The sequence below is a fragment of the Thermophilibacter sp. ZX-H3 genome (assembly GCF_052599055.1).
Genome location: NZ_JBQXES010000024.1, coordinates 18,470 through 40,577, shown reverse-complemented (window position 1 = coordinate 40,577; position 22,108 = coordinate 18,470). Strand labels below are relative to the sequence as shown.

The following is a 22,108-nucleotide window of genomic DNA, read 5'->3' as shown; positions in this document are numbered from 1 at the left end:
CTCTCCATGCATCCTACACCTGCGACAACGCGGAGGGGAGGCCCCTGCCGGGGCCTCCCCTCCGTCTCGATAGGTGCGGAAACGCGCTATCGGCTCAAGGTGTTTCGCTGAGGTTGGAAATCAACCCTTCTCGCGCGAGCCGGGCATCATGGGAGTACGGCAAACGCGGAGGGGAGGACCCATGGGCCAGCAGGTGCCCGGCATCCCGGCGCGGGGGGGATGAAGTGGTTCAAGTTCGTCATCTACGCGCAGCTGTTCCTAAGCGCCGAGGCGCCGCACAGGAACGGCCGGCCGTAACGCACTGACGCAAAAATGCCCGGGAGGCCGTCCCGGGCATTGCGTTGCATCTGGTAGGGGCGGTGGGACTCGAACCCACAATCCTCGCGGCGAGAGATTTTAAGTCTCCTGCGTATGCCAATTCCGCCACGCCCCCATATGCGCGCTCATACCATCCTAGCGCAGCGGGCGCTCCGGGAGGGCATGCATCTCGGGGCGCCAGCCCACCGGCGAGGCCGTTCCGTCGAGCGAGGCCGCGGCCGTCAGGGCCAGGCCGAAGAGCAGGTCGGACTCGCTCGCCTGAAGCGTCGAGAAGGACGTCTGGCGCATGAGCTCGGAGATGGCGACCGCGCCGCCCAGAATCACGGGCGCGCGCTTGGCCTGGAGGCCCGGCAGCTCGGCGCGCTGCTCGACGGTGAGGCCGGCAAGGCGCCCCTCGAGCGCCTCGACCTTCTCGCGCGTGAGGCTGGCAAGGTGGACGCGCGCGGAGTCATAGGGCTCCATCTCGGCGTCCATGGCCACGAGGCTCGTGACCGTGCCGCCGCAGACGACGAGCGCCTCCGGAGCGCCCGCGACGGCGCGCTCGGAGCCGGCGGCCCAGAGCCCGCCCTCTTCGATCGCCGGGGCAAACCCCTCGGCGACGAACGCGTGGGCGGCGGACAGATCGTCGGCGGTCGGCAGCGGGGCAGCCTGGAGGTACTTCTCGGTCACCCGGCGGCAGCCCACGTCGACCGAGCGAACGTAGGAGAGGTCGAGCGCCCCGTCCTCCCCCAGCGACCCGAGCGCGAGCTCGGTGGAGCCGCCGCCGTTGTCGGCGACGAGGATGCGCCGGCCCCGAAAGTCCTGCGCAACCCCGAGAAACGTCAGCGAGCCCTCGATGCGGCCGGGGATGACGAGCGGCGAGAGCCCCAGGGACTCGAGCGCGGACACCATCTCGCCGGAGTTCTCCGCGTCGCGCGCCGCGCTCGTGAGGGTGCAGCACGCCGCGGGGGCGCCGGCCTCTACGGCCAGGGCAACGTAGCCGCGGACGCAGGAGAAGACGCGACCGATGGCGTCGTCCCTGAGCCTTCCCGTGGCGTCGACCCCCTCGCCGAGATTGCAGATCTCAGAGTGCTTGATGAGGCGGACCACGCGGCCGCCCTCGACGTCCGCCACGGCGAGGCGGGCGGTCACGGTCCCGATGTCGATGCAGGCGACGCGCGTCATGTTACTTCACCTCGTACTGGAAGACGACGTCGCCGAGGCTCACGTACCAGGGAAGCTCCTGGCCCTCATCGCCCGCGTCGCCCTCGGCCTCCTCAGGGGAGCCCTCGAGGACGACGCCCACCTCGCCCTCGCTCACGTAGCCACGCCTGCGAGCCTCGTCCTCGATGCCCTCGCGGGTCTGGAGGCGGTCGATGTCGCCCTGGTACTCCTCGATGCTCGCGTTGAGTCCGTCGAGGGTCTCCTGCTGCACGCCCTGGTCGCGCCATGCGCGGTAGAGGTCCTGCGCGGGGGGATAGATCGAGACGAGGACGAAGAGCGTCACGGCAACGACGGCAATCGGCACGCGGAAGCGCGAGAGAAGGCCCGCCGCGTCAACCTCCTGGATGTCGCGCAGGAAGGCGAGGCGGTCCGACGCGCCCTTGCGCGCGGCGCCCCTCTTCTCCTGCCCCCGCGCGGGGGTTCTTCTCGGCGCCGCCTGGGAGCGCGACACGCGCCGCCTGGGTGCTGCCGCGGATGCCCGCGACGCCCCCATGCCGATGCTCATGCTTGGTCTTGTGAGTGCTCTCTCGCTCATGCCGTTGCTTCGTTTCTGGTTCGTGTTTGGCTGGGCTGTACGCTGTGTCTGCCTTAGTTATACCAGACGGGCGGCGGCACGGGGGCGCACTCAGAGGTTCTCCTCCGCCTTCGCACGGTCCCAAAGCTTATTCAGGGCCGCAGCGTCAAGCTCGTCGAGAACAACGCCCAGCTCACGGGCCCTCCCGAGTTTTGCAGCCGTATCGGATAAATAGCGCGCTATCGGCCCTGCTAGAGGGCCTTTTTCTTTGTGTCGATCATATGACTATTATACTAGGTGCTTGTCGGTGTATGATATAATGGGACATATTGTTCCCGCAGGTCAGGGGCCGGATATGTACCTCAGGAAGTCAGAGAAGAAGAATGGGCGCGTGTACCTCACGATCGTGGAGGCCTACCGCGACGAGCGCGGCAAGAACATGTCCCGCACCGTCGAGAGCCTCGGCTACGTCGACGACCTGGAGCGCTCCGGGATCGCCGACCCGATCGGGCACTTCACCGAGGAGTGCGCGAGGCGCAACGAGGCCAGGCGCGCCGGGACCGAGCCGGTGATCGTGAAGATCGGCCCCCTGCAGAGGATCGACAAGCGCGACGAGGAGGCCCGCGTCGAGCTCGGGGCGGCCGTGGTGGACGCCTACCTCAACCGGGACCTGGGGCTGTGGTCGTTCTTCGAGCGCAGGAGGACGGCGAGGAGGGTCTCCTTCGACCCCTACCGCGTGCTCGAGCTGCTGGTGTGGGACCGCATCGCCCACCCGTCGTCCAAGAAGGGCGCCTGGGAGCGCAGGTCCGCCTTCCCGCGCAAGTGCCCGTTCTCGCTCGACGACGCCTACCGCGCGCTCACCTACCTCGACGAGAGGCGCGGCGAGCTGGTCGCGCACGCGAACGCCTCGCTCGAGGCGGCGCGCGGCCCCCGGGACACCCGCGTGCTCTACTACGACGTCACCAACTTCTTCTTCGAGGTCGAGGACGAGGACGGCTTCCGCATGCGCGGGGTCTCCAAGGAGCACCGGCCGAGCCCGATCGTGCAGATGGGGCTGTTCCTCGACGCCGACGGGATCCCGCTGGACTACGCGCTGTTCCCGGGGAACGCGCCCGACGTCGCGACGCTCGTGCCGGCGATGGAGGGGGCGGGCGTGCGGTTCGGGCCCGACAGCCCGGAGCGGGTCGTCGTGGTCGCCGACAAGGGCCTCAACGCCTCGGCGAACATCGCCCGCTGCATCCTGGACGGCAGCGGCTACGTCTTCTCGCAGAGCGTGCGCAGGGCGGACGCCGGGCTCAGGTCCTGGGTGCTGGCCGACGAGGGCTACGCCTCGAACGAGGAGGGGACGTACAAGGTGAAGTCCCGCATCGGCGAGAAGGCGGTCTACGTCACCGGCGAGGACGGCCGCAGGAAGAGGGTCATGGTGCCCGTCAAGCAGGTGGCGTTCTGGTCCAGGAGGTACGCGGAGAGGAGCCGCGCCGAGCGCGCCAAGGTGGTGGAGAAGAGCCTGCGCGCGATCGCGCGCGGCGACGCGGCGCGCGCCTACGAGAGGTCGAGCTCGCGCTACGCGAGGCCGGTGCCCGTGGACCCCGAGACCGGCGAGGCCGGCGCCACCGCCTGGGTCCTCGACGAGGCCCGGATCGCCGAGGACGCCCGCTGCGACGGGTACTACTGCATCGTCACCTCCGAGCAGGACATGGCCGACGGGGAGGTCATCGACTGCTACCGGGGCCTGTGGAGGATCGAGGAGTCGTTCCGCGTGGTCAAGGGGGAGGTGGACGCGCGGCCGGTCTACCTCTCCACCGAGGCCCACATCAGGGCGCACTTCCTGGTGTGCTTCATCGCGCTGCTCGTCATGCGCCTGATGCAGGCCGACGTCGGGCGGGCGACGGGGTCGAGGCCCTCGGCCGGCGCGGTGCAGGAGGCGCTCTCGGGCGTCGTTGGGCACCGCCTCGACGGGAACCACTGGCTCTTCGACTACCGCACCGACCTGACCGACGCGCTCGGCGAGGCGGCAGGCATCGACCTGACGCGCCGGGTCGCGTCCAAGGGCAGGGTGCGCGAGATCATGGCGTCCGTGAGGAAACCGAGGAGCTGAGGCGTACCACGTCGTGAAAAGTCATCGCGGAGAGGGCGGTTCTCCCAGCTAGACGGTGGAGAACCGCCCTTTTCAGCTGCAAAAGTCAGGTTATACGCCCACGGCGTTCGCGGCGTGCGGCACCATGTACCGCAGGGCGCCGGTGAGTTCGAGCGACCCGCGCCGCATAGCGCAGACGGGCCCGGGAGTCCCGGGCCCGTCTGATGGGGAGGTGCTATGCCACAGGACGCAAGCCCGCACTAGTCGTGATAGCCGCCGCGATCCCACTTCTCGATGAACTCATCGAAGAAGTGCGGATCGGCCTGAGCCTCGGCGTCGGCCTTGTTGACGGCGTCGATCTTGACCACCAGGGCGTCACGCTCGGGCGTGGACTCGTACTCGGCCTCGAGGAAGGCGAGCATGATATCGGCCATGAGGAACTCACCGGTGATCTTGCCGCCGAAGCCGACGACGTTGGCGTTGAGCTCGCGGCGGGCGTACAGGGCGCTCGTCATGTCACGGACCAGGGCGCAGCGGGCGCCGGGAACCTTGTTCACCGAGTTGGTGATGCCGATGCCGGTGCCGCAGAGCACGACGCCCAGGTCGGCCTCGCCGGAGGCCACGGCCTCGCCCACGGCCTTGCCGTAGATGGGGTAGTGGGTGCGGGTGTGGCTGAACGTGCCGCAGTCCAGCACCTCGTAGCCGGCCTCCTCGAGGCGGTCGTGCAGGTAGGTCTTCTCGTCGGTGACGATGTGGTCGCAGCCGAGGGCGACGATCTTCTTGGTCATTTCTTGTCCCCCTTAGGCCATCTTGTTGAGCATATCGACGCGGATCTGATGACGGCCGGCGGCGTAGTCGGCCTTCAGGAACTCACGGGCGATCTTCTTGGCGACCTCGGGGCCGACGACGCCGGAGCCCATGCAGACCATGCGGGCGTTGTTGTGCTCGCGGGTCATGTAGGCGCTGCGCTCGTCGGAGATGTTGGCGGCAACCATGCCCTTCACGCGGGTGGCGGCGAGGTAGCTGCCCACGCCGTACTCGTCGAAGCAAAGACCCTGGGAACCCTCGTTCTCAAGCAGGTCCGCGGCGACCGCGCAGGCGGAGTCCACGAAGTCCGCGGCAGGGGTCTCGGACAGGTCCACGACCTCGTGGCCGTCCTCTATCAGCGTCTCCTTGACGAGTTCCTTGAGCAGCATGCCAGCCGCGTCAGAACCGATGACAACCCTCATGTTGCCCTCCTCCTTTTCCCATGACGCTCACGTTGCGCGTCATTGGGCCTATTCACATTATTCAACATAATCAAACACTTCAATCATGCAAGAACTATTTCAAACTCACGTAATCTTCGAGGATATTCGTTCGAATCTTGCACTATCCACCGTTTACCGGCCTATTCATACCATCTATCCATCTCCATTCGTATAGCAAAGTGTTTACTTTTGTTGCTATGCTAGGCTGCGTTGTGCCCGGATGCTCTACGCATCTTTTATATCCACCAAAATGAGCACGTGCTCATTTAGAAAGGAGGAGCCTCGTGGCATCTAAAGAAGAAATCTCAATGATCGGTTTTGAAATCATCGCTTACGCGGGGGACGCCCAGACCGACCTGCTCACCGCATGCGAGAAGGCCAGCTCCGGTGACATCGCCGGGGCGCGCGAACTCCACGCCTCGGCGAAGCAGGCGCTCATCGACGCCCACAATGTCCAAACCCGGCTGCTTTCCCAAGAGGCGGGCGGCTGCGAAATGGACGTCACCTTCATCATGGTCCACGCCCAGGACACCCTCATGACCACCATGATGCTCGAGAAGCAGACCCGCTTCACCATAGACGCCTATGAGCGAATCGCCTCGCTCGAGGCGAAGCTCGCCTAGGCGGGCGCCAAGGTCCTATCGCCCCAGCACGGTCACACACGCTCACCCTGGGCTCGCGGCGAATCAAAACACTCCGAGCATCGCCCCAGGGTATGCGAATCCGAGCGCGCTACGGTCTCACCGCGACCGTGGCGCGCTCGACTATTGCACCCGGAAGACGCACCGCCTCGACGCGCTCCTCCCCCGACATCTGGGCGAAGAAGTGGTCGAACGTCCTCTTTCCCCGCTCGCGCAGGTCAAATCGAACCGTGGTCAACGTGTTGTGCGGCACCACGCCTTGCAGGGAGTCGTCCACACCCACGACGCTCACGTCCTCGGGCACCCGACGCCCATGGGTCCTCAGGGCGGTCATCGCCCCCATCGCCATCTGGTCGTTGCCGACGTACAGCGCTGTCATGTCCTTGTCCTGCGCAAGCTTGACGCCAAGCTCATAACCGCTGTCCGCCGTCCAATCGCCGCGCAGGGGCTCGAGCCGCTCAAGCCCGGCAACGTCGAGGGCGTCGGCCCAGCCGCGCAGGCGGAAGTCGGCCGTGATCGAGCCCTCGGGTCCGGCGAGGTGCCTGATGTGCGCATGGCCGCGCTCCCGCAGATAGTCGACGACCATGCGCGAGCAGCCGTACTGATCGGAGTCTATCGTCGTGCAACGAGGATGCTCCTTCATCGAGATGATGATCGTGGGCAGGCCGGGCACGGGCTTGAACTCGTCGAAGTCCTCCACCGCGCGGTTGGTGTTGAAGATCATGCCGTCAACGGGAAGCTCCGCCAGGCGGCGCGCGACGTTGCGAAGGCGCACCGGCCCTCCCTCGTCGAACTCGACGAGCGTCACCGCGTAGCCGCAATCGCGCGCAGCGGAGACGATGCCGTCGAGAGTCGCCACGTTGCCGGCGCGGGTGATGTCGAACATGCACAGGCCTATGCAGCCGTACTTCCCGCCGCGCAGGGACCTGCCGGCGAAGCTTGGGTAGAAGCCGAGCTCATCCATGGCGTCCTCGACGCGCTTGCGTGTCTCCTCGACGACGCACGCCTGATTGTTCACCACGCGCGAGACCGTCTGGCGCGAGACGCCCGCCAAGCGCGCGACGTCCGCCATCGACACCGCGCGGGTTCCGCGCCGGCCCGCCGCCGCACCCGTCTCTCCTGCTACCGACCGCCCCACTCGGGCACCCCCCTCGACTTGTTCAAGGTGCACTGGCCCACTCTATCATCATCGCCGCCGAGCGGCCAACGCCGCTCACGGACGATTTCACGCCCTTCACAGGCCGCCTCACGGCGGCTCGGTCGATCTCGCATGCCGTATGTTAACGTGCTCATTGTAGTTATGGGCACGTGCTCATTACGGGATCGCATCCGGGCAACAGGCCCGTCATGCAGCCGCCGCCCACCGCAGACACCTGTTTTCAGCTGGCTATTGACATCTGCGGAACAACCTGCCATGTGAACGGAGGATCCATGGAAAAACTCATCGCGCTCATCGAGAAGGGAAAGCCCTTCTTCAACGCCATCGCGCGCAACAAGTACCTCAAGGCGATTCGCGACGGCTTCATCTCCGTCATGCCCATCATCATCGTGTCGAGCGTCTTCCTGCTCGTCAGCGCCGTCCCCAACGTCTGGGGCTTCTACTGGCCCGCAGAGATCAACGACGTGCTCATGAAGGCCTACAACTACTCGATGGGCATCGTCGGCATCTGCGCAGCGGCCACCACGGCCAAGCACTTCTGCGATGCGCAAAACCGCGACCTGCCCAAGAACAACCAGATCAACTTCATCTCGGTCATGATCGCATCGCTCATCGGTTTTCTGCTGCTCTCCAGCGACGCCATCAGCTTCACGGATAACGGGGTCTCCATCTCCGGCCTCGCCAACGGCTACATGGGATCCAAGGGCCTGCTAACCGCCTTTATCTGCGCGTTCGCCACCGGCATCATCTACAAGTTCTTTATCAAGCGCAACATCACCATCAGGATGCCCGAACAGGTGCCGCCCAATATCTCCCAGACCTTCAAGGACATCATCCCCTTTGGCGTCTGCCTGGTCTTCTTCTGGGGCTTTGACTTTGCATTCCGCAACATCTTTGGCTTCTGTTTCGCCCAAGGCGTTATCCAGGTGTTCCAGCCGCTCTTCTCCGCGGCAGACGGCTATGTTGGCCTCGCCATCATCTACGGCGCCATGTCTCTCTTCTGGTTTGTAGGCGTCCACGGCCCCTCCATCATCGAGCCCGCAATCTCCGCCGCCCTCATCTCCAACCTCGAGCTCAACATGGCCATGTACCAGGCCGGCGAGCACGCAACCGCCGTCCTCACCAAACCGCTTCAGGATTTCGTCGTCGCCATGGGCGGCACTGGTGCCACGTTGGTGATCTGCTTCATGTTCGCCTTCCTCGCCAAGTCCAAAGAGATGCGCGCCGTGGGCCGTGCCTCAGCCGTACCGGTTTGCTTTGGCGTCAACGAACCGTTCCTCTTCGGCGCGCCCATGGTCTTGAACCCCATCTTCTTCATCCCCTTCATCTTCGCGCCCATCGCCAATATCTGGATCACCAAGTTCTTCATCGACGTCTTGGGTATGAACGGCTTCATGTTCAGCCTTCCCTGGACCACCCCCGCACCCGTTGGCATCGCCATGGGCCTGGGACTTCAGCCCCTTGCGTTCCTGCTCATCCCCGCCCTGCTGATTGTCGATTTCCTCATCTATTTCCCCTTCTTCAAGGTATACGACCGCGAGAAGTGCGCTGAAGAAGCCGAGGCCGATCAGGCTGAGGTCGCCCAGCGCGCCGCCCATAAGCAGGCTGCCATGAACGCCGCATTCCAGGGCAAGGCCGACACCGCAAGCGTCGCCACCGGTGCCGTCGCCAAGGCCGCTGCGAGCATGGCAGCAGAGAAAAAGCGTGCCGCCGGCCAGTCTATGGACGAAGAATCTGCGGGCAACGCCACCCCCGCTGCATCTGATAACGCCGTTGCCAGCGCCTCGTCCAGCACCATCGCCGCTGCGAGCGACCCCTATGCAGCGCTCAACGGTCGTCGCGTCCTTGTCCTGTGCCAGGGAGGCGGAACCTCCGGCCTGCTCGCCAACGCGCTGGCCAAAGCTGCCCGCGAGCACGGCATCGACCTTGAGACCGCAGCGGACGCTTACGGCAGCCATCTGGACATCATGCCGGACTTTGACCTTGTTATCCTGGCGCCCCAGGCAGCGTCCTACTTCGACGACCTCAAGGCCGACGGCGAGCGTATGGGCGTTGCCTGCTGCGTCACCCGCGGCAAGCAGTACATCGACCTCACCCGCGACGGCGAGGCATCGCTGGCATTTGTAGCCCAGCAGTTGGGCCTCTAGATCCCTGCACGTGTGACGGCGCGCTCGAATAGAGCCCCCCATTTCCGCGGTCCGGGGGCAGCACGCTCTACCGTCTTCTCCCGGACCGCCCCTAACCCCTTCAGCCCTAACAGCCCTTCAAACAAGATTGGATTCGCCATGAGCCACATGTCCCCCGCCGATACCTCCCAGCGCTTTCCCGACAGCTTTGTTTTTGGCGGCGCCACCGCCGCGTACCAAGTGGAGGGCGCCTGCCAAAGCCACGGCAAAGGCAAGGTCGCTTGGGACGACTACCTCGCCGAGCAGGGGCGTTTCTCACCCGAGCCCGCCTGCGATTTCTACAACCGCTACGACTCCGACCTTGAGCTGTGCGAGCGCTTTGGCATGAACGGCATCCGCGTGTCGATCGCCTGGAGCCGCATCTTCCCCGAGGGCGGCACCGGTCCGGTCAACGAAGAGGGCGTCCGGTTCTACCACGACCTCTTCGCCAGCTGCCGAGCCCACGGCGTCGAGCCCTACGTGACCCTCCATCACTTCGACTCCCCCGCCGCGCTCTATGCCGACGGCGACTTCCTCAACCCCGCCACCATCGACGCCTTCGAAGCCTACGCGCGCTATTGCTTTGAGGAGTTCCCCGAGGTCGCGAACTGGTTCACCTTCAACGAGATAGCGGCGGCGACCATCAATCGCTATGTCGAGGGCACCTGGCCCCTGGGAAAGAAGGTCTGCCTGCACGAGTGCCTCCAGGCCCAGCACAACATGATGCTCGCCCACGCGCGGGCGGTGCTCGCCTTCGAGGAGTGCGGCCATCCGGGCAAGATCGGCGTCATCCACGCACTCGAGTACAAGTATCCCTACGACCCCCGCAGCGCCGCGGATATCGAAGCCGCAGCCAACGACGACGTGCTGCAGAACCGCCTGCTGCTCGACGCCACCTTCCGCGGCGACTACGCGCCCGACACGCTCGCCCGCATCGAGGCGCTGTGCGCCGTGAGCGGCGGTACGTTCCGCGCCCCCGAGGGCGACCTCGCCATCATGCGGCGCGCCGCCCAGCTCAACGACTGCATGGGCATCAACTACTACCAGAGCCGCTTCCTCAAGGCCTATGACGGCGAAAACGACCTGCATCACAACGGCACGGGTGACAAGGGCACCGGCCGCTGGCGCGTTGCCGGCGTGGGCGAGCGCGCGCTGCGCCCCGGCATCCCCACCACGGATTGGGACTGGATCATCTACCCCAAGGGGCTCTTCGACCTCATGATGGACATCTCCCTGCGCTACCCCAACTACAAGGAACTCCTCGTCACCGAGAACGGCATGGGGCGCAAGGACGAGCTCGTGGACGGCGCGGTCGATGACTCCGAGCGCATCTCCTATGTCGAGGACCACCTGCGCTGGATCCTCAAGGCCGTTGAATGCGGCGTGAACGTCACCGGTTACTTCATGTGGAGCCTGCAAGACCAGTTCTCCTGGACCAACGGCTACAACAAGCGCTACGGGTTCTTCTACGTCGACTTCGAGACGCAGAAGCGCACGCCGAAGGCGAGCGCCTACTGGTTCAAGCGCATAGCCCAGACGGGACGACTGGCATAAAAAACGCGCCGCCGAGAATCACCCTCTCGGCGGCGCACGCCGTTGGAATCAGCGGTATCAAGCGCGAGAAGCCCTACTTGAGGGCGTCCTCGAGCACTCTCTCCGCGCGGGCCTGGTGCTCCTTGGCTCGCACCTCGTCCTCGCGGTTCTCGTACTGGATCGCCAGCAACTGGCACAGGCGGAGCTCCTCGGCCTGCCGGGCGCCCTTCAAAGCGCCCTCCATCTCATCCACGCATGCCGAAGACCCGCACAGGAAAATGTCGTACGTCTCGCGACTGCCCTTGGCCAGGGCCTCCGAGCCGCTCACCTCTATGCGCTTGAGCATGTCGTGGGCCGCCTTCTTGTCCTCCACCTCGACATACAAGCTGAACGCGCGGATCGCGAGGGCGAGCTCCTGCTTCTTGTTCATGCGCAGGGGCAGCATCCGCTCGATCACGCGGGTGGAATTCTCGTTGTCGCCGAGCGCGAGGTACGCGTTAAGGCTCATGTACAGGCGGTTGTACTCCGAGTACAGGGCCTTCGTGACTGGCTGATCGAGCAGCGCCAAGCACGCATCGAAATCCCGCTCGCCCAGGTTATGCTCCAGGCGGGCGAACGTCGTGCGCTTCTTCACCTCGACGAAGATGAGCGCCGCGCCGGACACGATGAGACTGATCATGCCGATCGTCTTCATATCCATGATGCCCCCCAACGCCCCGCCCCGCGAACCGAAAGGGGCGGGGCAACATGCCCCTTGACGGGATGACTTACCTATCGGTGCGCGGAACGCGGATGCTCGAGCACCTTCACGGGCGTGCGGCCAACGACCAGCTTCCCATCCTCGACGTACCCCTCCTCACGGTCCTCGAGCTCGTCGATGAGCAGGCCGCACAGTTCCGCGATGTGCTCGGCGCAGGCGGGGTCGTCGATGAGACCACGCGTCTCCCGCGGGTCCTCGTCCAGATTGAAGTACTGCTCGACGCCTGTCTGGGTGAACCACAGGTACTTATCGCGCTCGGTGACGATCCGCTGATTGGACTGATCGCGGTCGCGGCTCTGCTCGCCGTGCAGGTACGCGCGATCGAGCTTTTCGGCGCCGGCGAGCTCCTGCGCCAGCGACGACCCCTCGACCCCCTCGGGAATGGATAGCCCGCACAGATCGAACAGGGTGGGCATGAGGCCCATGAGCTCGACGAGGCTCTCGCTCTTGCCGGTGGCGCGACCCCCGCCGGGCAGGGCGATGCCCACGGTCGGGACGTTGAGGAAGGCGGCCATGATGAAGCCGAGCAGCAGGAAGATCCGCATGTTCTTCTTCATCATCATGGCGAGGAGCATGGCCAGGCCGACGGCGGGCATCATGCCGCCGGCGGTGGAGAAGCCGGAGAGGACCCACGGAACCTGGTTCTGCAAGAAGTTCACGATATCCTCGATCACGAAGAATCCGATGCCGCGGCGATGAAGACCTCGGCATCATGGGCGATGGCGGCCGCGGTGCTGCCACCGCCCATGATGCCGAGATCCGCGCCTACAATGGTGCCGGAGATGACATCCGGCTGAACATAGGCGCCGATGTTGTTGACGCCGAGCCACATGAGCTCCATGGTCACGCGGATCATGATGGCTGTCTTCATGTCACCGAGGATGATGCCGATGCCCACGGACGCCAGCAGGGGCTTACGGAAGCCCAGGTGAGGACCGAACTGGTCCCAGGTGCACAGGCCCGCCCAAATGGCGAGCAGAAGTGCCTGAAGCATACGCTCTACTTCCATATCCGCCCGCTCCGCTCGCGCTTCACGGGCACACCCCAGGCCCCTCTTGCCCAAAGCTGATTACCGGTGCCTAGTAATTCTTGAGGAGCTCGACCGCGGGGTCGTTGGGGACCTTGTCGGAAACGATGATCGCGGACTCGATGCCGTAGTCGGGAATCCAGGCGGTGGCGACCTGGCCGCGGATCAGGCGGTCATCGATGTCGACGAGCTTTAGTTCCATGAGGTTCTCCTTATCGTTCGCACTTGCCTTCTTTGCCGCATGGCTACCCCATCCCCTCACGCGGGCGTCGAGAGACGCGAGCTCCGCGCGGGCGATGTGTTGGGCGCGCGCCCCGTGGGGGCGTGGGCGCGCGCCCGGGATCGACGCGGCGTCCCTAGAGGTCGAGGTCACACTCGGCATTGAGTTCCTCGTACGCCGTGCGCCTCTACGCCACGAACGTCTCAAGGCTCTTCTCGGCGGTCGGACCGAGGGCGACGACGTCGGGCTGCTTGCCCGCGATCATCTCGACGGCGCCGAGGGCTGCTCGCGCGAACTCTCCATGGCTTGCGAGGATTACTCCGATGCGCATGCGCGGTACGTTCCCAAGCTCATGTTTGTTTAAAACGTTCTCCGTTGTTTTATTCTGTGATCTTATGATTCTCGATGTTTGCCGTATTATCAAGATTCGGATTTGCAGCAATACGATTAATCGCCCTTTTTACCAGCTCGTTTATTATTTTCTATCCGTAAACGGTAGCTTTTTACTAGTGAAAGATATGTTCATATTGAGGCATACTTGTCAGATAGTTTGATGTTCGTTTTAATTAAAACGAACATCATTAATAACATTCTAGGAGGCACTGTGAAGTCCGAGCGGCATCAAGCTCCTGGATGTCGCGCAGGAAGGCAAGGCGGCCCGAAGCGCCCTTGCGCGCGGTGCCGCGCCTTTCCCGCCCCTGCGCGGAGGCTCTTTTCGACGCCGCCTGGGAGCGCGACGCACGCCGCGCGGACGTTGACGCGGGTACCCGCGACGCCCCCCATGCCGACTCTCATGCTGGGTCTTGTGAGTGCTCTCTCGCTCATGCCGTTGCTTCGTTTCTGCTTCGTGTCTGGCTGGGCTGCTCGCTTTGATTGTCTGCCTTAGTTATACCAGACGGATGGGGCCACGGTGGCGCGCTCAGGCGTTCTCCTCCGCCTTCGCACGGTCCCAAAGGTCATTCAGGGTCTCCGTGTCGAGTTCGTCGAGAGCTACGCCCAGCTCGCGGGCCCTCTCCTCCATGCGGGCCCACCGCGCCCTGAACTTGCGGTTGGAGGCGGCGAGCGCCTCCTCGGCGTCAATTCCCTCCCAGCGGGCCACGTTCACGAGCGCAAAGAGCAGGTCGCCAAACTCCGCGGCGCGCTCCGGAGAGCCCGGCGCCTCGCGCTCCATCTCCGCGCGCTCCTCGGCGACCTTCTCCCACACGCCGCCCTCGTCGGCCCACTCAAAGCCCGCCTTGGCGGCGCGCCTGGAGATCTTCTGGCACTGCATGAGCGCGGGGAGGGAGCGGGGCACGCTGTCAAGAAGCCCCCTCGGCCGTTCGTCCTCGCCCGAGGCGGCGCGCTCGGCTGCCTTGACCTCGTCCCAGATGTCCTGGACCTCGCCGCCCCCGGCGGCAGCCGCATGCTCGCCAAAGACGTGGGGGTGACGCCGGACGAGCTTCTCGTTGAGGCCGCAGATGACGTCGTCGATCGTAAAGGCGCCGTCATCCGCGGCGATCTGCGCATGGAGCACCACCTGCTCCAGGACGTCCCCGAGCTCCTCCACCAGGTGGGCGACGTCATCCGCCTCGATGGCCTCAACCGCCTCGTAGGCCTCCTCGACCATGTTCTTGGTGATGGAGCGGTGCGTCTGCTCGCGGTCCCATGGGCAGCCATCGGGCTGGCGCAGACGCCACATCGTGCGCACGAGGCGGTCGAACTCGGGATGCGTAGTCGGCGCGTCCGGGCGGGCGGCGTTCTCGGCGTCAACGCGGTCGGCGATCTGGGACATGACGGCTCCTCTCTGCAAATTGGGGACAGCCCCCGATTTGCAGACGACAGGTTCTTCTCGGTTGATTCTAGCGCCGGGGGCGCCCCGCCGCCTGGTGAGTGGATCGTTTTGGACAGACGGCCGCCTCGCGCGGGCTCCATCCGTCCAAAACGCGTCACTCAGCTGGACGGGACGCGACAGCGCACGGCGAGAAGAACGCGCTACTCGTGATGATGGTGGTGATGCCCGTCGCGATGCCCGTGATGGTGCCCATAATCGAGCGACTCGTCGTCGGCCGCCTCCGCGTGACCCGCGGCCACGGCGTCGCGCACGAGCGGCAGCAGCGTCTCGCGCAGCCAGGGCCTGCGCACCTCCGGGCCGATGAACACCGCAAGCGCGCCGTCCTTCTCGCCCTCAGCGGGCGGCTCGGCACCGGTGACCGACCACGCCCGGTCCACCACGTCGAAGCGCAGCCACTGACCGCCGCAGGGCAGCACGCCCTTGGCGCGCACGACCTCGCCGAAGACCCCCGCGACCAGCGCGTCCAGAAACCACAGCAGGTGGTTCTCGGTGGGCAGCGCCACGCCCGCCAGAGACAGGCTCTCGAACTCGTCCTCCGCCGGCGCCGCGTCCGGGTGCGCCGCGGAGCGCTCCGGGTCCAGGTCACGCTCGAGCAGCGCCGAGAAGAACTCGTCGGGCAGCTGGTCGTACGGCACGTCCACAATCCGGGCCTCCGGGTTCTTCTCGGCCACCCACGCCCGAACGGCGGCGACCTGACCCGGCCCCGCATGCTGCACCTTGGAGAGCACCACCACCGGCGCCGTGGCAACCTGGTCGAGGTAGATGTCGGAGAAGCGCTCGCGCTGGCGCTCCCAGGCCACAGCGTCTACGATCACGAGCGGCGCAAGCAGCGAGATGCGCTCGTAGCTCACCTGGTCGACGTTCTCCAGCACGCTGGAGAGTCGCGCGACGCCCGTTGGCTCCACGACCAGGTACTCGGGGTCCAGCGTGTTGGCGATCGTGAGGACGGACGCGGCGAAGTCCTGCTTGCCCGAGCAGCAGATGCAGTTCTCGGTGGACTCCCAGACGGAGAGCTCGTCGGTCTGGGAGAGGACCTTGGCATCGATGTCCGCCTGGCCGTACTCGTTCTCGTACACCACGAAGTCGCGCCCGGTGCGCCGGGCGAGCTCCTGGATGAACGTCGTCTTCCCGGCCCCAAGGAAGCCAGACACCACCAGCACGCGCATGCGACCCTCCTCACAACCAGGCGCCCTATCAGCTGGAGCGCATCGATTCTCTCACATGTTAATTGAGCCCACGCCCTGGCCATTAATTCGCAGCGTCAGCCCGCCCACTCCGACCCCGATGTGCGCAACCATACTTTACGATATCACGATATCGTGATATACTCTCTTTACGATAGAGATTGGGGGCTCGCCATGCCCATCCTTGCACGCTTTTACGGAATCGTCATACGCATGTACTTCCTTGGCTCGGAGCACAACCCTCCTCACATTCATGCAATCTATGGGGACAACACGGCTGCGTTCGACATACGCACCGGAGGCGTACTTGACGGGGAGCTTCCAGCAAGGGCCGCCGCCATGGTCCGAGAGTGGATCGGGCTTCACCGAGATGCTCTCATAGAGATGTGGCAGACGCAGGAATTCAGAAGACTCGAACCGCTGGACTGAGAGGAGCGATGCCGTGTTTCATAAGATAAAGGACGTAACGCCCCTTCCCGACCTTCGCCTGCGCGTGCTGTTTGTCAACGGGACGACCAAGCTCTACGACGCCGCGACCCTCATCGAGCGATTCGCTGCCTTCCGAGAGCTCAAGAGGGGGCACCTGTTCGAGGACGTCGAGGTTGACGCCGGCGGATACGGTGTCTCGTGGAATGACGATCTCGACCTTTCCTGCGACGAAATCTGGGAGCACGGCGAGACCGTAACGACGGAGTTCGACGGACTGATGTCATTCGCCGACGCGAGCGAGCTCTGGGGGCTCAGCGAGTCCACGCTCCGCAAGGCAGTCTCATACGGCAAGATCGTCGCCGGCGTTGATGCGAGGAAGTTTGGCAAGCAGTGGGTCATCACCTCTGGCGCCATGTACCGGGAGTATGGGAAGCCGCTGAGCGCCTAGGCGCATGAGACCCCCAGACAAACGAGCGGGCGGGGGCCGAGAAGGACCCCCCGCCCGCGACTCACCATGAAACGCTAGTCGATGACGACGACCGGCTTGATGAGGTCGGCCGGCTTGTCGCGCATGAGGAAGAGCGCCTCCTCGAGGTGGTCCCAGCCGTGGAAGACGTGAGTGGAGAGCGGCGCCACGTCCAGACGACCGGAGCTCACGAGCGCGCCGAGCTTCTCCATGCGCAGACGGCCGCCGGGCATGAGGCCGCCGCGGATGTCCTTGTGACCCATGCCGACGCCCCACTCCACGCGCGGGATGGTGACGAAGTCGCCGCCGCCGAGGTAGTTGACGTTGCCGATCTTGCCGCCGGGCTTGAGGGCCTTGACGGCGTCCTCGAAGGTCTGGCAGCCGCCGCCGGCCACGATCACGCGGTCGACGCCCTTGCCGCCAGTCATCTCGAGGACCTGGTCGGCAATCGGGCCGTCCTTGTAGGAGATGAACTCGGTGGCGCCGTAGCCCTTGGCCGCCTCGACGCACTTCGGGCGCGTGCCGACGGCGATAATGCGGGAGGCGCCGCGCAGGTTGGCGCCGGCCACGCTCATGAGGCCCACGGGGCCGATGCCGATGACGAGGACCTCGTCGCCAAACTGCACGTCGGCGAGCTCGACGCCGTGGAAGCCGGTCGGGACCATGTCGGAGAGCATGCAGGCGTCGACGGGGTTGATGTTCTCGGGCAGGTGGGCGAGGTTGCCGTCAGCGTCGTTGACGTGGAAGAACTCGCCGAAGACGCCATCCTTGAAGTTGGAGAACTTCCAGCCCGCGAGCATACCGCCAGAGTGCATGGAGTAGCCGGCCTGGGCCTCGAGAGAGTTCCAGTCGGGGGTGATGGCGGGGATGAGGACCTTGTCGCCGGGCTTGAAGTCGCGGACGAGCTCGCCGACCTCGTCGACGACGCCACAGGCCTCATGGCCCAGAATCATGTTGTGGCGCTCGCCGATGGCGCCCTCCCAGAGCGTGTGCACGTCGGACGTGCAGATGGCGACGGCCAGCGGACGGACGATCGCGTCCATCGGCCCGCACGCCGGGCGCTCCTTCTCGATCCAGCCGGACTCGCCGATCTTGAGCATTGCGTAACCCTTCATGGGCGCACCCCTTTCGGTCGGTGGTTGCCTGCCCCCGCGGCACGGAGGCCCTACCGGGTCCAGTACCCACCTTCGCACCCCAGCAAACCTCCGGAGCGGCGAGCGATATATGCGGTGTCGCGAGTGGCAATTCACGCAGGTGAGCGCGAGTGCCGGGCACGGGGAGCGCCCGGGCCCGGGCACGCCCGTGGCCGAGTGACGGGTTTCGACCAGATGAGGGCCCGAAATCGGCCCCATCCGTCCAAAACGCGTCACTCGGCTCGGGGACGGCACGGGGACGTCACTCGGCGCGGGGGGCGGCACGCGGCTCGGGGACGTCACTCGGCGCGCCGGCGCGCCCACAGCGAGAAGAACGTCGGGCAGGCAGCCCGCGCCGGCGCTACTCCTCCGCCTCGTCGTCGCCGCCGATCTCCTCCAGCACGCCGAGCGCGGCGGGCATGACCTCCTCCTCGGTGCGATGGAAGGGGTAGGCAACCTTGTGCGTCTTGGGGTACACGAGCGCGCCGCGCTCCTTGAGCCGCAGCGCCACGGGACGCAGTACCTCGACGCCCTGGTAGATGAGCCGCCCGTTGGAGAGGCTGACGGAGGAGCACCCCAGCCGCTGCGCGCGGATGCGCACGCGGGCGCGGTCGAAGAGGTTGCGCCCGGCAAGCGGCAGCGCGCCAAAGTCCTTCTCGCACTCCTCCTGCAGGGCATCCACCTCGGCCAGGTCCACGGCGGCCGCCAGGCGCCGGTATGCGAGCACGCGCTTGTCCACGTCGGGCAGGTACTCCTCGGCGAGGAAGAAGTCCGCGGGCAGGTTGATGGTGACCTCGGCCTGCTCCACGTCGCGCGTCTCGCCGCGCGCCTCGGCCACGGCCTCTCCGAGCATCTGCGTGAAGAGGTCAAAGCCCACGCTGGAGAGGTTGCCGTGCTGCTCGGCCCCCATGAGCGAGCCTGCGCCGCGGATCTCCAGGTCGCGCATCGCGATCTTCATGCCGCTGCCCAGGTCCTGGTACTCGTTGATCGCCGTGAGGCGGTCGGTGGCCTCGGGCGTGAGGGGCTGCTCGGCCGGGAACATGAAGTAGGCGTAGGCCTGGGTGCGCCCGCGGCCCACGCGGCCCTTGAGCTGGTAGAGCTGCGCCAGGCCCAGACGCTGCGAGTCCTCGATGATGAGCGTGTTGGTGCGCGGGTTGTCGATGCCGCTCTCGATGATGGTGGTCGCCACCAGAACGTCGATCTCATGCTCCTGGAAGTGGAGCATCACGTCCTCGACCTCGCGCGCGCTCATCTTGCCATGCGCCACGCCCACGCGGGCCTCGGGCGCGGCCTCCATCACGCGCTCAACGGCGTCGTCGATCGTGTGGACGCGGTTGCTCACGTAGTAGACCTGGCCCTTGCGCGCGAGCTCCTCGCGGATGGCGGCGGAGACGATGTCCGGGTCCCACTCCCCCACCGTGACCTTCACGGGAAGGCGGCCGGGCGGCGGCGTCATGATGAGGCTCATGTCGCGCACGCCGCTCATCGCCATCTGCATGGTGCGCGGGATGGGCGTCGCCGAGAGCGTGAGCACGTCCACCTGCTCGCGCATGTTCTTGAGCTGCTCCTTGTGCTGCACGCCAAAGCGCTGCTCCTCGTCGATGATAACGAGCCCCAGGTCGTAGGGGTTGACGTCGGCCGAGAGCAGCCGGTGCGTGCCGATGAGCACGTCAACCGAGCCGTCCGCGAAGCCCTCGAGCGCCTTGCGCTGCCGGGCGGGCGTCACAAAGCGGGAGAGCACGGCCACCTTGAGGTCGAAGGGAGCAAAGCGCGAGAAGAACGTCTCGAAGTGCTGCTGCGCCAGGATCGTGGTGGGGCAGAGCACCATGACCTGCTTGGCGTCCTGGCAGCACTTGAACGCCGCGCGCAGGGCCACCTCGGTCTTGCCGAAGCCCACGTCGCCGCAGAGCAGGCGGTCCATCGGGCGGCGCGCCTCCATGTCCGCCTTGATGTCGGCAATCGCGGAGCGCTGGTCGGGCGTGAGCTCGTAGGAGAAGCTCGCCTCCATCTCCTCCTGGACGGGCGTGTCCTGCGAGAACGCGTAGCCGGGCACGGAGCTGCGGCGCGTGTAGAGGTCCACGAGGTCAAAGGCGAGCTTTTTCGCGGAGCGGCGCGCCTTGCCCGTGGCGCGGGACCAGTCGGCCGTGTTGAGGCGCGTGAGGCGCGGGGAGCTGCCGTCCGGCCCCACGTAGCGCGTGATGCGGTCGACCTGCTCGAAGGGCACGAAGAGCTTGTCGCCGCCGGCGTACTCCAGGAGGAAGTAGTCGCGCTCGCGGCCGGCCACCTCCTGGCGCACGATCTCCGAGAAGAGCGCGATGCCGTGCGTGGCGTGGACGACGTAGTCGCCGGGCTTGAAGGGGAAGGTCACGCTCGTGGGGTCCACGCGGCGGGCGCGACGGCGGTTCTTGGCCGTGCGCGCCGTGAGGTCGGAGACCGAGAAGACCGCGAGCCCCGCCGTGGGGATCACGATGCCCGCCGGCACCGGCGCGTCGATGAACGTGACGCGACCGCGCTCAAGGGGCGGGACCTGCGGGTCGTTGTTCTCCGCCGACGTGCCGAGCGACTCCACCACCGGGACGGACTCGTCGGTGAAGCGCAGCTCCAGGGCCTCGCGCGCCGCACGGTCCGGCACGGCGAAGAGCACCGAGGCCCTATCGTCCACGAGCTGGCGCACGCGCCCCATGAGCTTGGCGTCAGAGCCTGCGATCTGCGGCTGGCGCACGGCGAGCTCAGCCGTCGCCGCGCCTGACCCCGCGCGCAGGATGGACGAGAAGGACAGGCGCTGCTGGCTGCCGAAGTCCATCTCGCGGGGGGCGGTGTAGAGGCCGTCCAGCGAGACGTGTGAGGCGTTGGCCGCGACGGAGATCTCGTCGTAGGCGCGCATGCAGTCGTCGAAGAGGGCGCGAGGCTCGGCGAGGACCACGAGGGCGTCCGCGCTCATGTGCTCGAGCGGGCCCGACGTGGACCCGTAGAGCGCCGGGAGGTAGCGCTCCAGCGACGGGTCCGCCGCGCGCTGCCGGATCAGCTCGAGGTCCGCGGCTATCTTGCCGTTGTCCTGCGCCCGGTTGTAGAGCGCCCGCTCGGCGCGGGCCACGGTCTCGTCGGTGAAGGCGAGCTCGCGGCAGGGGGAGACCGTCACCTCGGAGAGCTCGCCGATGGTCTGGCCCGTGGAGGGGACCATGCGGCGCACGCGGTCGATCTCATCGCCGAAGAACTCCAGGCGCACCGGCGAGCTGGCCTGCGCCGGAAAGACGTCGACCGTGTCGCCGTGCACGTGGAAGGTGCCGGGGGCGTCCACGTCCCCGGCGTCGGTGTATCCCATGCCCACGAGCAGCGCGGGCACGTCCTCGAAGGGCACCTCCTCCCCCACCGCGAAGGTGCTCGAGGCGAAGTAGCCCGAGCCCCGGGGCGGCACGCGGCGCAGCAGGGCGTGCGCCGAGGCCACCACGACGCACCTCTCGCCCTCGGCGAGGCGCGCGACGGCGCGGCAGCGCGCCCCGATCACGGCGTCGTCCGGAGCGGCATCCGACCACGGGCGGTCCCGGCGCTCCGGATAGCGGCAGACCGCGTCCTGCCCGAGCCACGCGGCGAGCGCGCGGGCCGCGCGGTCGGCGGCCTCCTCGCCCGACACCACGAAGAAGCACGGGCGCGGGTCGCGCGCCCAGAGGGCCGCGAGCACGAGCGGGCGCGCGGACTGCGCCACGGCAAGCGTGGCGTCATGCCCGGCGTAGAGCTCGCGAAGCAGCGGCTCGAGCTCGGGCGCGGAGAGGAGCTTGCGAGAGACGCGGTCGATCAGCATGGGCATCCCTACATGAGGACGCGCCGGCCCCGGCTTCGGGGTCGGTGCGTGGCGGCTTGGTTTTCCCAGCTATTGTACCTGCGCGGGCGTGCGCACACAGGTTCTTCTCGCCCGGCGCCGACCTCCGCCCCAGAACGTCGCGAAGGCCCCGCGGAGTCAGCGTGCGGGGGCGCGGCGACATTTCCCCGCCGCAGAACGTCGCGAGGGCCCCGCACGTCGGCGCTGCGGGGGATTGGCGACACTTCGCCGCACAAAAACGTCGCGAGACCCCCGCACACCCACCCTGCGGGGGCCTCGCGACGTCTGTTATTTGGCACACGAGCCCGGGGGCGTGCCACTGGCGTCAGGTTTATTTGGCACACGGGCCCGTGTGCCAAATAAACCTGACGCCAGTGGCAC

At 66.3% G+C, this 22,108-nt stretch carries 20 protein-coding genes and 1 tRNA gene; 6 read left to right on the top strand and 15 right to left on the bottom strand.

The genetic code is table 11. From position 1 onward, the window contains the following. Positions 1–348 precede the first annotated feature (348 nt). The 3 genes from ACULPM_RS09965 to ACULPM_RS09955 form a co-directional block, all read right to left on the bottom strand. A tRNA-Leu gene (locus ACULPM_RS09965) sits at positions 349–433 on the bottom strand. A gap of 20 nt (positions 434–453) precedes the next feature. Beyond that, positions 454–1,482 (bottom strand): Ppx/GppA phosphatase family protein, encoded by a 1,029-nt coding sequence (locus tag ACULPM_RS09960; RefSeq protein ID WP_445331925.1) that lies wholly within the window; start codon positions 1,480–1,482, stop codon positions 454–456. A gap of 1 nt (position 1,483) precedes the next feature. Further along, positions 1,484–2,056, bottom strand: a complete 573-nt coding sequence (locus ACULPM_RS09955) for a septum formation initiator family protein (RefSeq protein WP_445331924.1) — start codon at positions 2,054–2,056, stop codon at positions 1,484–1,486. A gap of 334 nt (positions 2,057–2,390) precedes the next feature. Between ACULPM_RS09955 and ACULPM_RS09950 the strand changes: the two genes are divergently transcribed. Beyond that, positions 2,391–4,133, top strand: a complete 1,743-nt coding sequence (locus ACULPM_RS09950; RefSeq protein WP_445331923.1) for an IS1634 family transposase — start codon at positions 2,391–2,393, stop codon at positions 4,131–4,133. A gap of 239 nt (positions 4,134–4,372) precedes the next feature. Here the strand turns inward: ACULPM_RS09950 and lacB are convergent, their stop codons facing one another. Together lacB and lacA are read right to left on the bottom strand one after the other, a co-directional pair. Then, positions 4,373–4,900, bottom strand: coding sequence for a galactose-6-phosphate isomerase subunit LacB (gene lacB / locus ACULPM_RS09945; protein ID WP_204831541.1), 528 nt, complete (start codon positions 4,898–4,900; stop codon positions 4,373–4,375). A 12-nt stretch (positions 4,901–4,912) separates the two neighbouring features. Beyond that, positions 4,913–5,341 (bottom strand): galactose-6-phosphate isomerase subunit LacA, encoded by a 429-nt coding sequence (gene lacA, locus ACULPM_RS09940; protein WP_445331922.1) that lies wholly within the window; start codon positions 5,339–5,341, stop codon positions 4,913–4,915. 329 nt (positions 5,342–5,670) lie between these two features. On the opposite strand from lacA, the gene ACULPM_RS09935 reads away from it, so the two are divergent. Continuing rightward, positions 5,671–5,985, top strand: a complete 315-nt coding sequence (locus ACULPM_RS09935) for a PTS lactose/cellobiose transporter subunit IIA (protein ID WP_241147222.1) — start codon at positions 5,671–5,673, stop codon at positions 5,983–5,985. 109 nt (positions 5,986–6,094) lie between these two features. Here the strand turns inward: ACULPM_RS09935 and ACULPM_RS09930 are convergent, their stop codons facing one another. After that, positions 6,095–7,075, bottom strand: a complete 981-nt coding sequence (locus ACULPM_RS09930) for a LacI family DNA-binding transcriptional regulator (RefSeq protein WP_417803018.1) — start codon at positions 7,073–7,075, stop codon at positions 6,095–6,097. Positions 7,076–7,434: 359 nt separating this feature from the next. On the opposite strand from ACULPM_RS09930, the gene ACULPM_RS09925 reads away from it, so the two are divergent. Further along, complete coding sequence (locus ACULPM_RS09925; protein WP_258340669.1) at positions 7,435–9,309, top strand: lactose/cellobiose PTS transporter subunit IIB; 1,875 nt, start codon at positions 7,435–7,437, stop codon at positions 9,307–9,309. Positions 9,310–9,447: 138 nt separating this feature from the next. Continuing rightward, on the top strand, positions 9,448–10,881 hold the full coding sequence (gene lacG, locus ACULPM_RS09920; RefSeq protein ID WP_204831545.1) for a 6-phospho-beta-galactosidase: 1,434 nt from the start codon (positions 9,448–9,450) through the stop codon (positions 10,879–10,881). 73 nt (positions 10,882–10,954) lie between these two features. On the opposite strand, the gene ACULPM_RS09915 is transcribed toward lacG, so the two are convergent. The 7 genes from ACULPM_RS09915 to ACULPM_RS09885 all read right to left on the bottom strand — a co-directional run bounded on the left by ACULPM_RS09915 (position 10,955) and on the right by ACULPM_RS09885 (position 15,864). Continuing rightward, on the bottom strand, positions 10,955–11,560 hold the full coding sequence (locus ACULPM_RS09915; RefSeq protein ID WP_445331920.1) for a hypothetical protein: 606 nt from the start codon (positions 11,558–11,560) through the stop codon (positions 10,955–10,957). Between the two features lie 71 nt (positions 11,561–11,631). Then, positions 11,632–12,279 (bottom strand): PTS sugar transporter subunit IIC, encoded by a 648-nt coding sequence (locus ACULPM_RS09910; RefSeq protein ID WP_445331919.1) that lies wholly within the window; start codon positions 12,277–12,279, stop codon positions 11,632–11,634. A gap of 11 nt (positions 12,280–12,290) precedes the next feature. Continuing rightward, entirely contained in the window at positions 12,291–12,614 is a 324-nt protein-coding gene (locus ACULPM_RS09905; RefSeq protein WP_239459408.1) for a PTS sugar transporter subunit IIC, read from the bottom strand. An 85-nt stretch (positions 12,615–12,699) separates the two neighbouring features. Next, positions 12,700–12,849: a PTS sugar transporter subunit IIB gene (locus tag ACULPM_RS09900; RefSeq protein WP_445331918.1), complete on the bottom strand. Its 150-nt coding sequence runs from the start codon at positions 12,847–12,849 to the stop codon at positions 12,700–12,702. A gap of 205 nt (positions 12,850–13,054) precedes the next feature. Next, positions 13,055–13,198: a hypothetical protein gene (locus ACULPM_RS09895; RefSeq protein ID WP_445331917.1), complete on the bottom strand. Its 144-nt coding sequence runs from the start codon at positions 13,196–13,198 to the stop codon at positions 13,055–13,057. 588 nt (positions 13,199–13,786) lie between these two features. After that, a complete protein-coding gene (gene mazG, locus ACULPM_RS09890) occupies positions 13,787–14,638 on the bottom strand; it encodes a nucleoside triphosphate pyrophosphohydrolase (RefSeq protein ID WP_445331916.1) in 852 nt (283 codons plus the stop codon). Between the two features lie 200 nt (positions 14,639–14,838). Further along, positions 14,839–15,864: a CobW family GTP-binding protein gene (locus ACULPM_RS09885; RefSeq protein WP_445331915.1), complete on the bottom strand. Its 1,026-nt coding sequence runs from the start codon at positions 15,862–15,864 to the stop codon at positions 14,839–14,841. A 192-nt stretch (positions 15,865–16,056) separates the two neighbouring features. On the opposite strand from ACULPM_RS09885, the gene ACULPM_RS09880 reads away from it, so the two are divergent. Both ACULPM_RS09880 and ACULPM_RS09875 read left to right on the top strand, forming a co-directional pair. Beyond that, a complete protein-coding gene (locus ACULPM_RS09880) occupies positions 16,057–16,311 on the top strand; it encodes a DUF4160 domain-containing protein (RefSeq protein ID WP_445331914.1) in 255 nt (84 codons plus the stop codon). Positions 16,312–16,324: 13 nt separating this feature from the next. Further along, on the top strand, positions 16,325–16,759 hold the full coding sequence (locus tag ACULPM_RS09875; RefSeq protein WP_445331913.1) for a DUF2442 domain-containing protein: 435 nt from the start codon (positions 16,325–16,327) through the stop codon (positions 16,757–16,759). Positions 16,760–16,833: 74 nt separating this feature from the next. On the opposite strand, the gene ACULPM_RS09870 is transcribed toward ACULPM_RS09875, so the two are convergent. Both ACULPM_RS09870 and mfd read right to left on the bottom strand, forming a co-directional pair. Beyond that, the gene (locus tag ACULPM_RS09870; RefSeq protein ID WP_167930763.1) at positions 16,834–17,892 is read right to left on the bottom strand and encodes an NAD(P)-dependent alcohol dehydrogenase; all 1,059 of its coding nucleotides are present in this window, start codon (positions 17,890–17,892) and stop codon (positions 16,834–16,836) included. A gap of 379 nt (positions 17,893–18,271) precedes the next feature. Further along, positions 18,272–21,709 carry a transcription-repair coupling factor gene (mfd, locus tag ACULPM_RS09865; protein ID WP_445331912.1) on the bottom strand — a complete coding sequence of 1,146 codons (3,438 nt, stop codon included), beginning with the start codon at positions 21,707–21,709 and terminating at the stop codon, positions 18,272–18,274. Between the last annotated feature and the right edge of the window lie 399 nt (positions 21,710–22,108).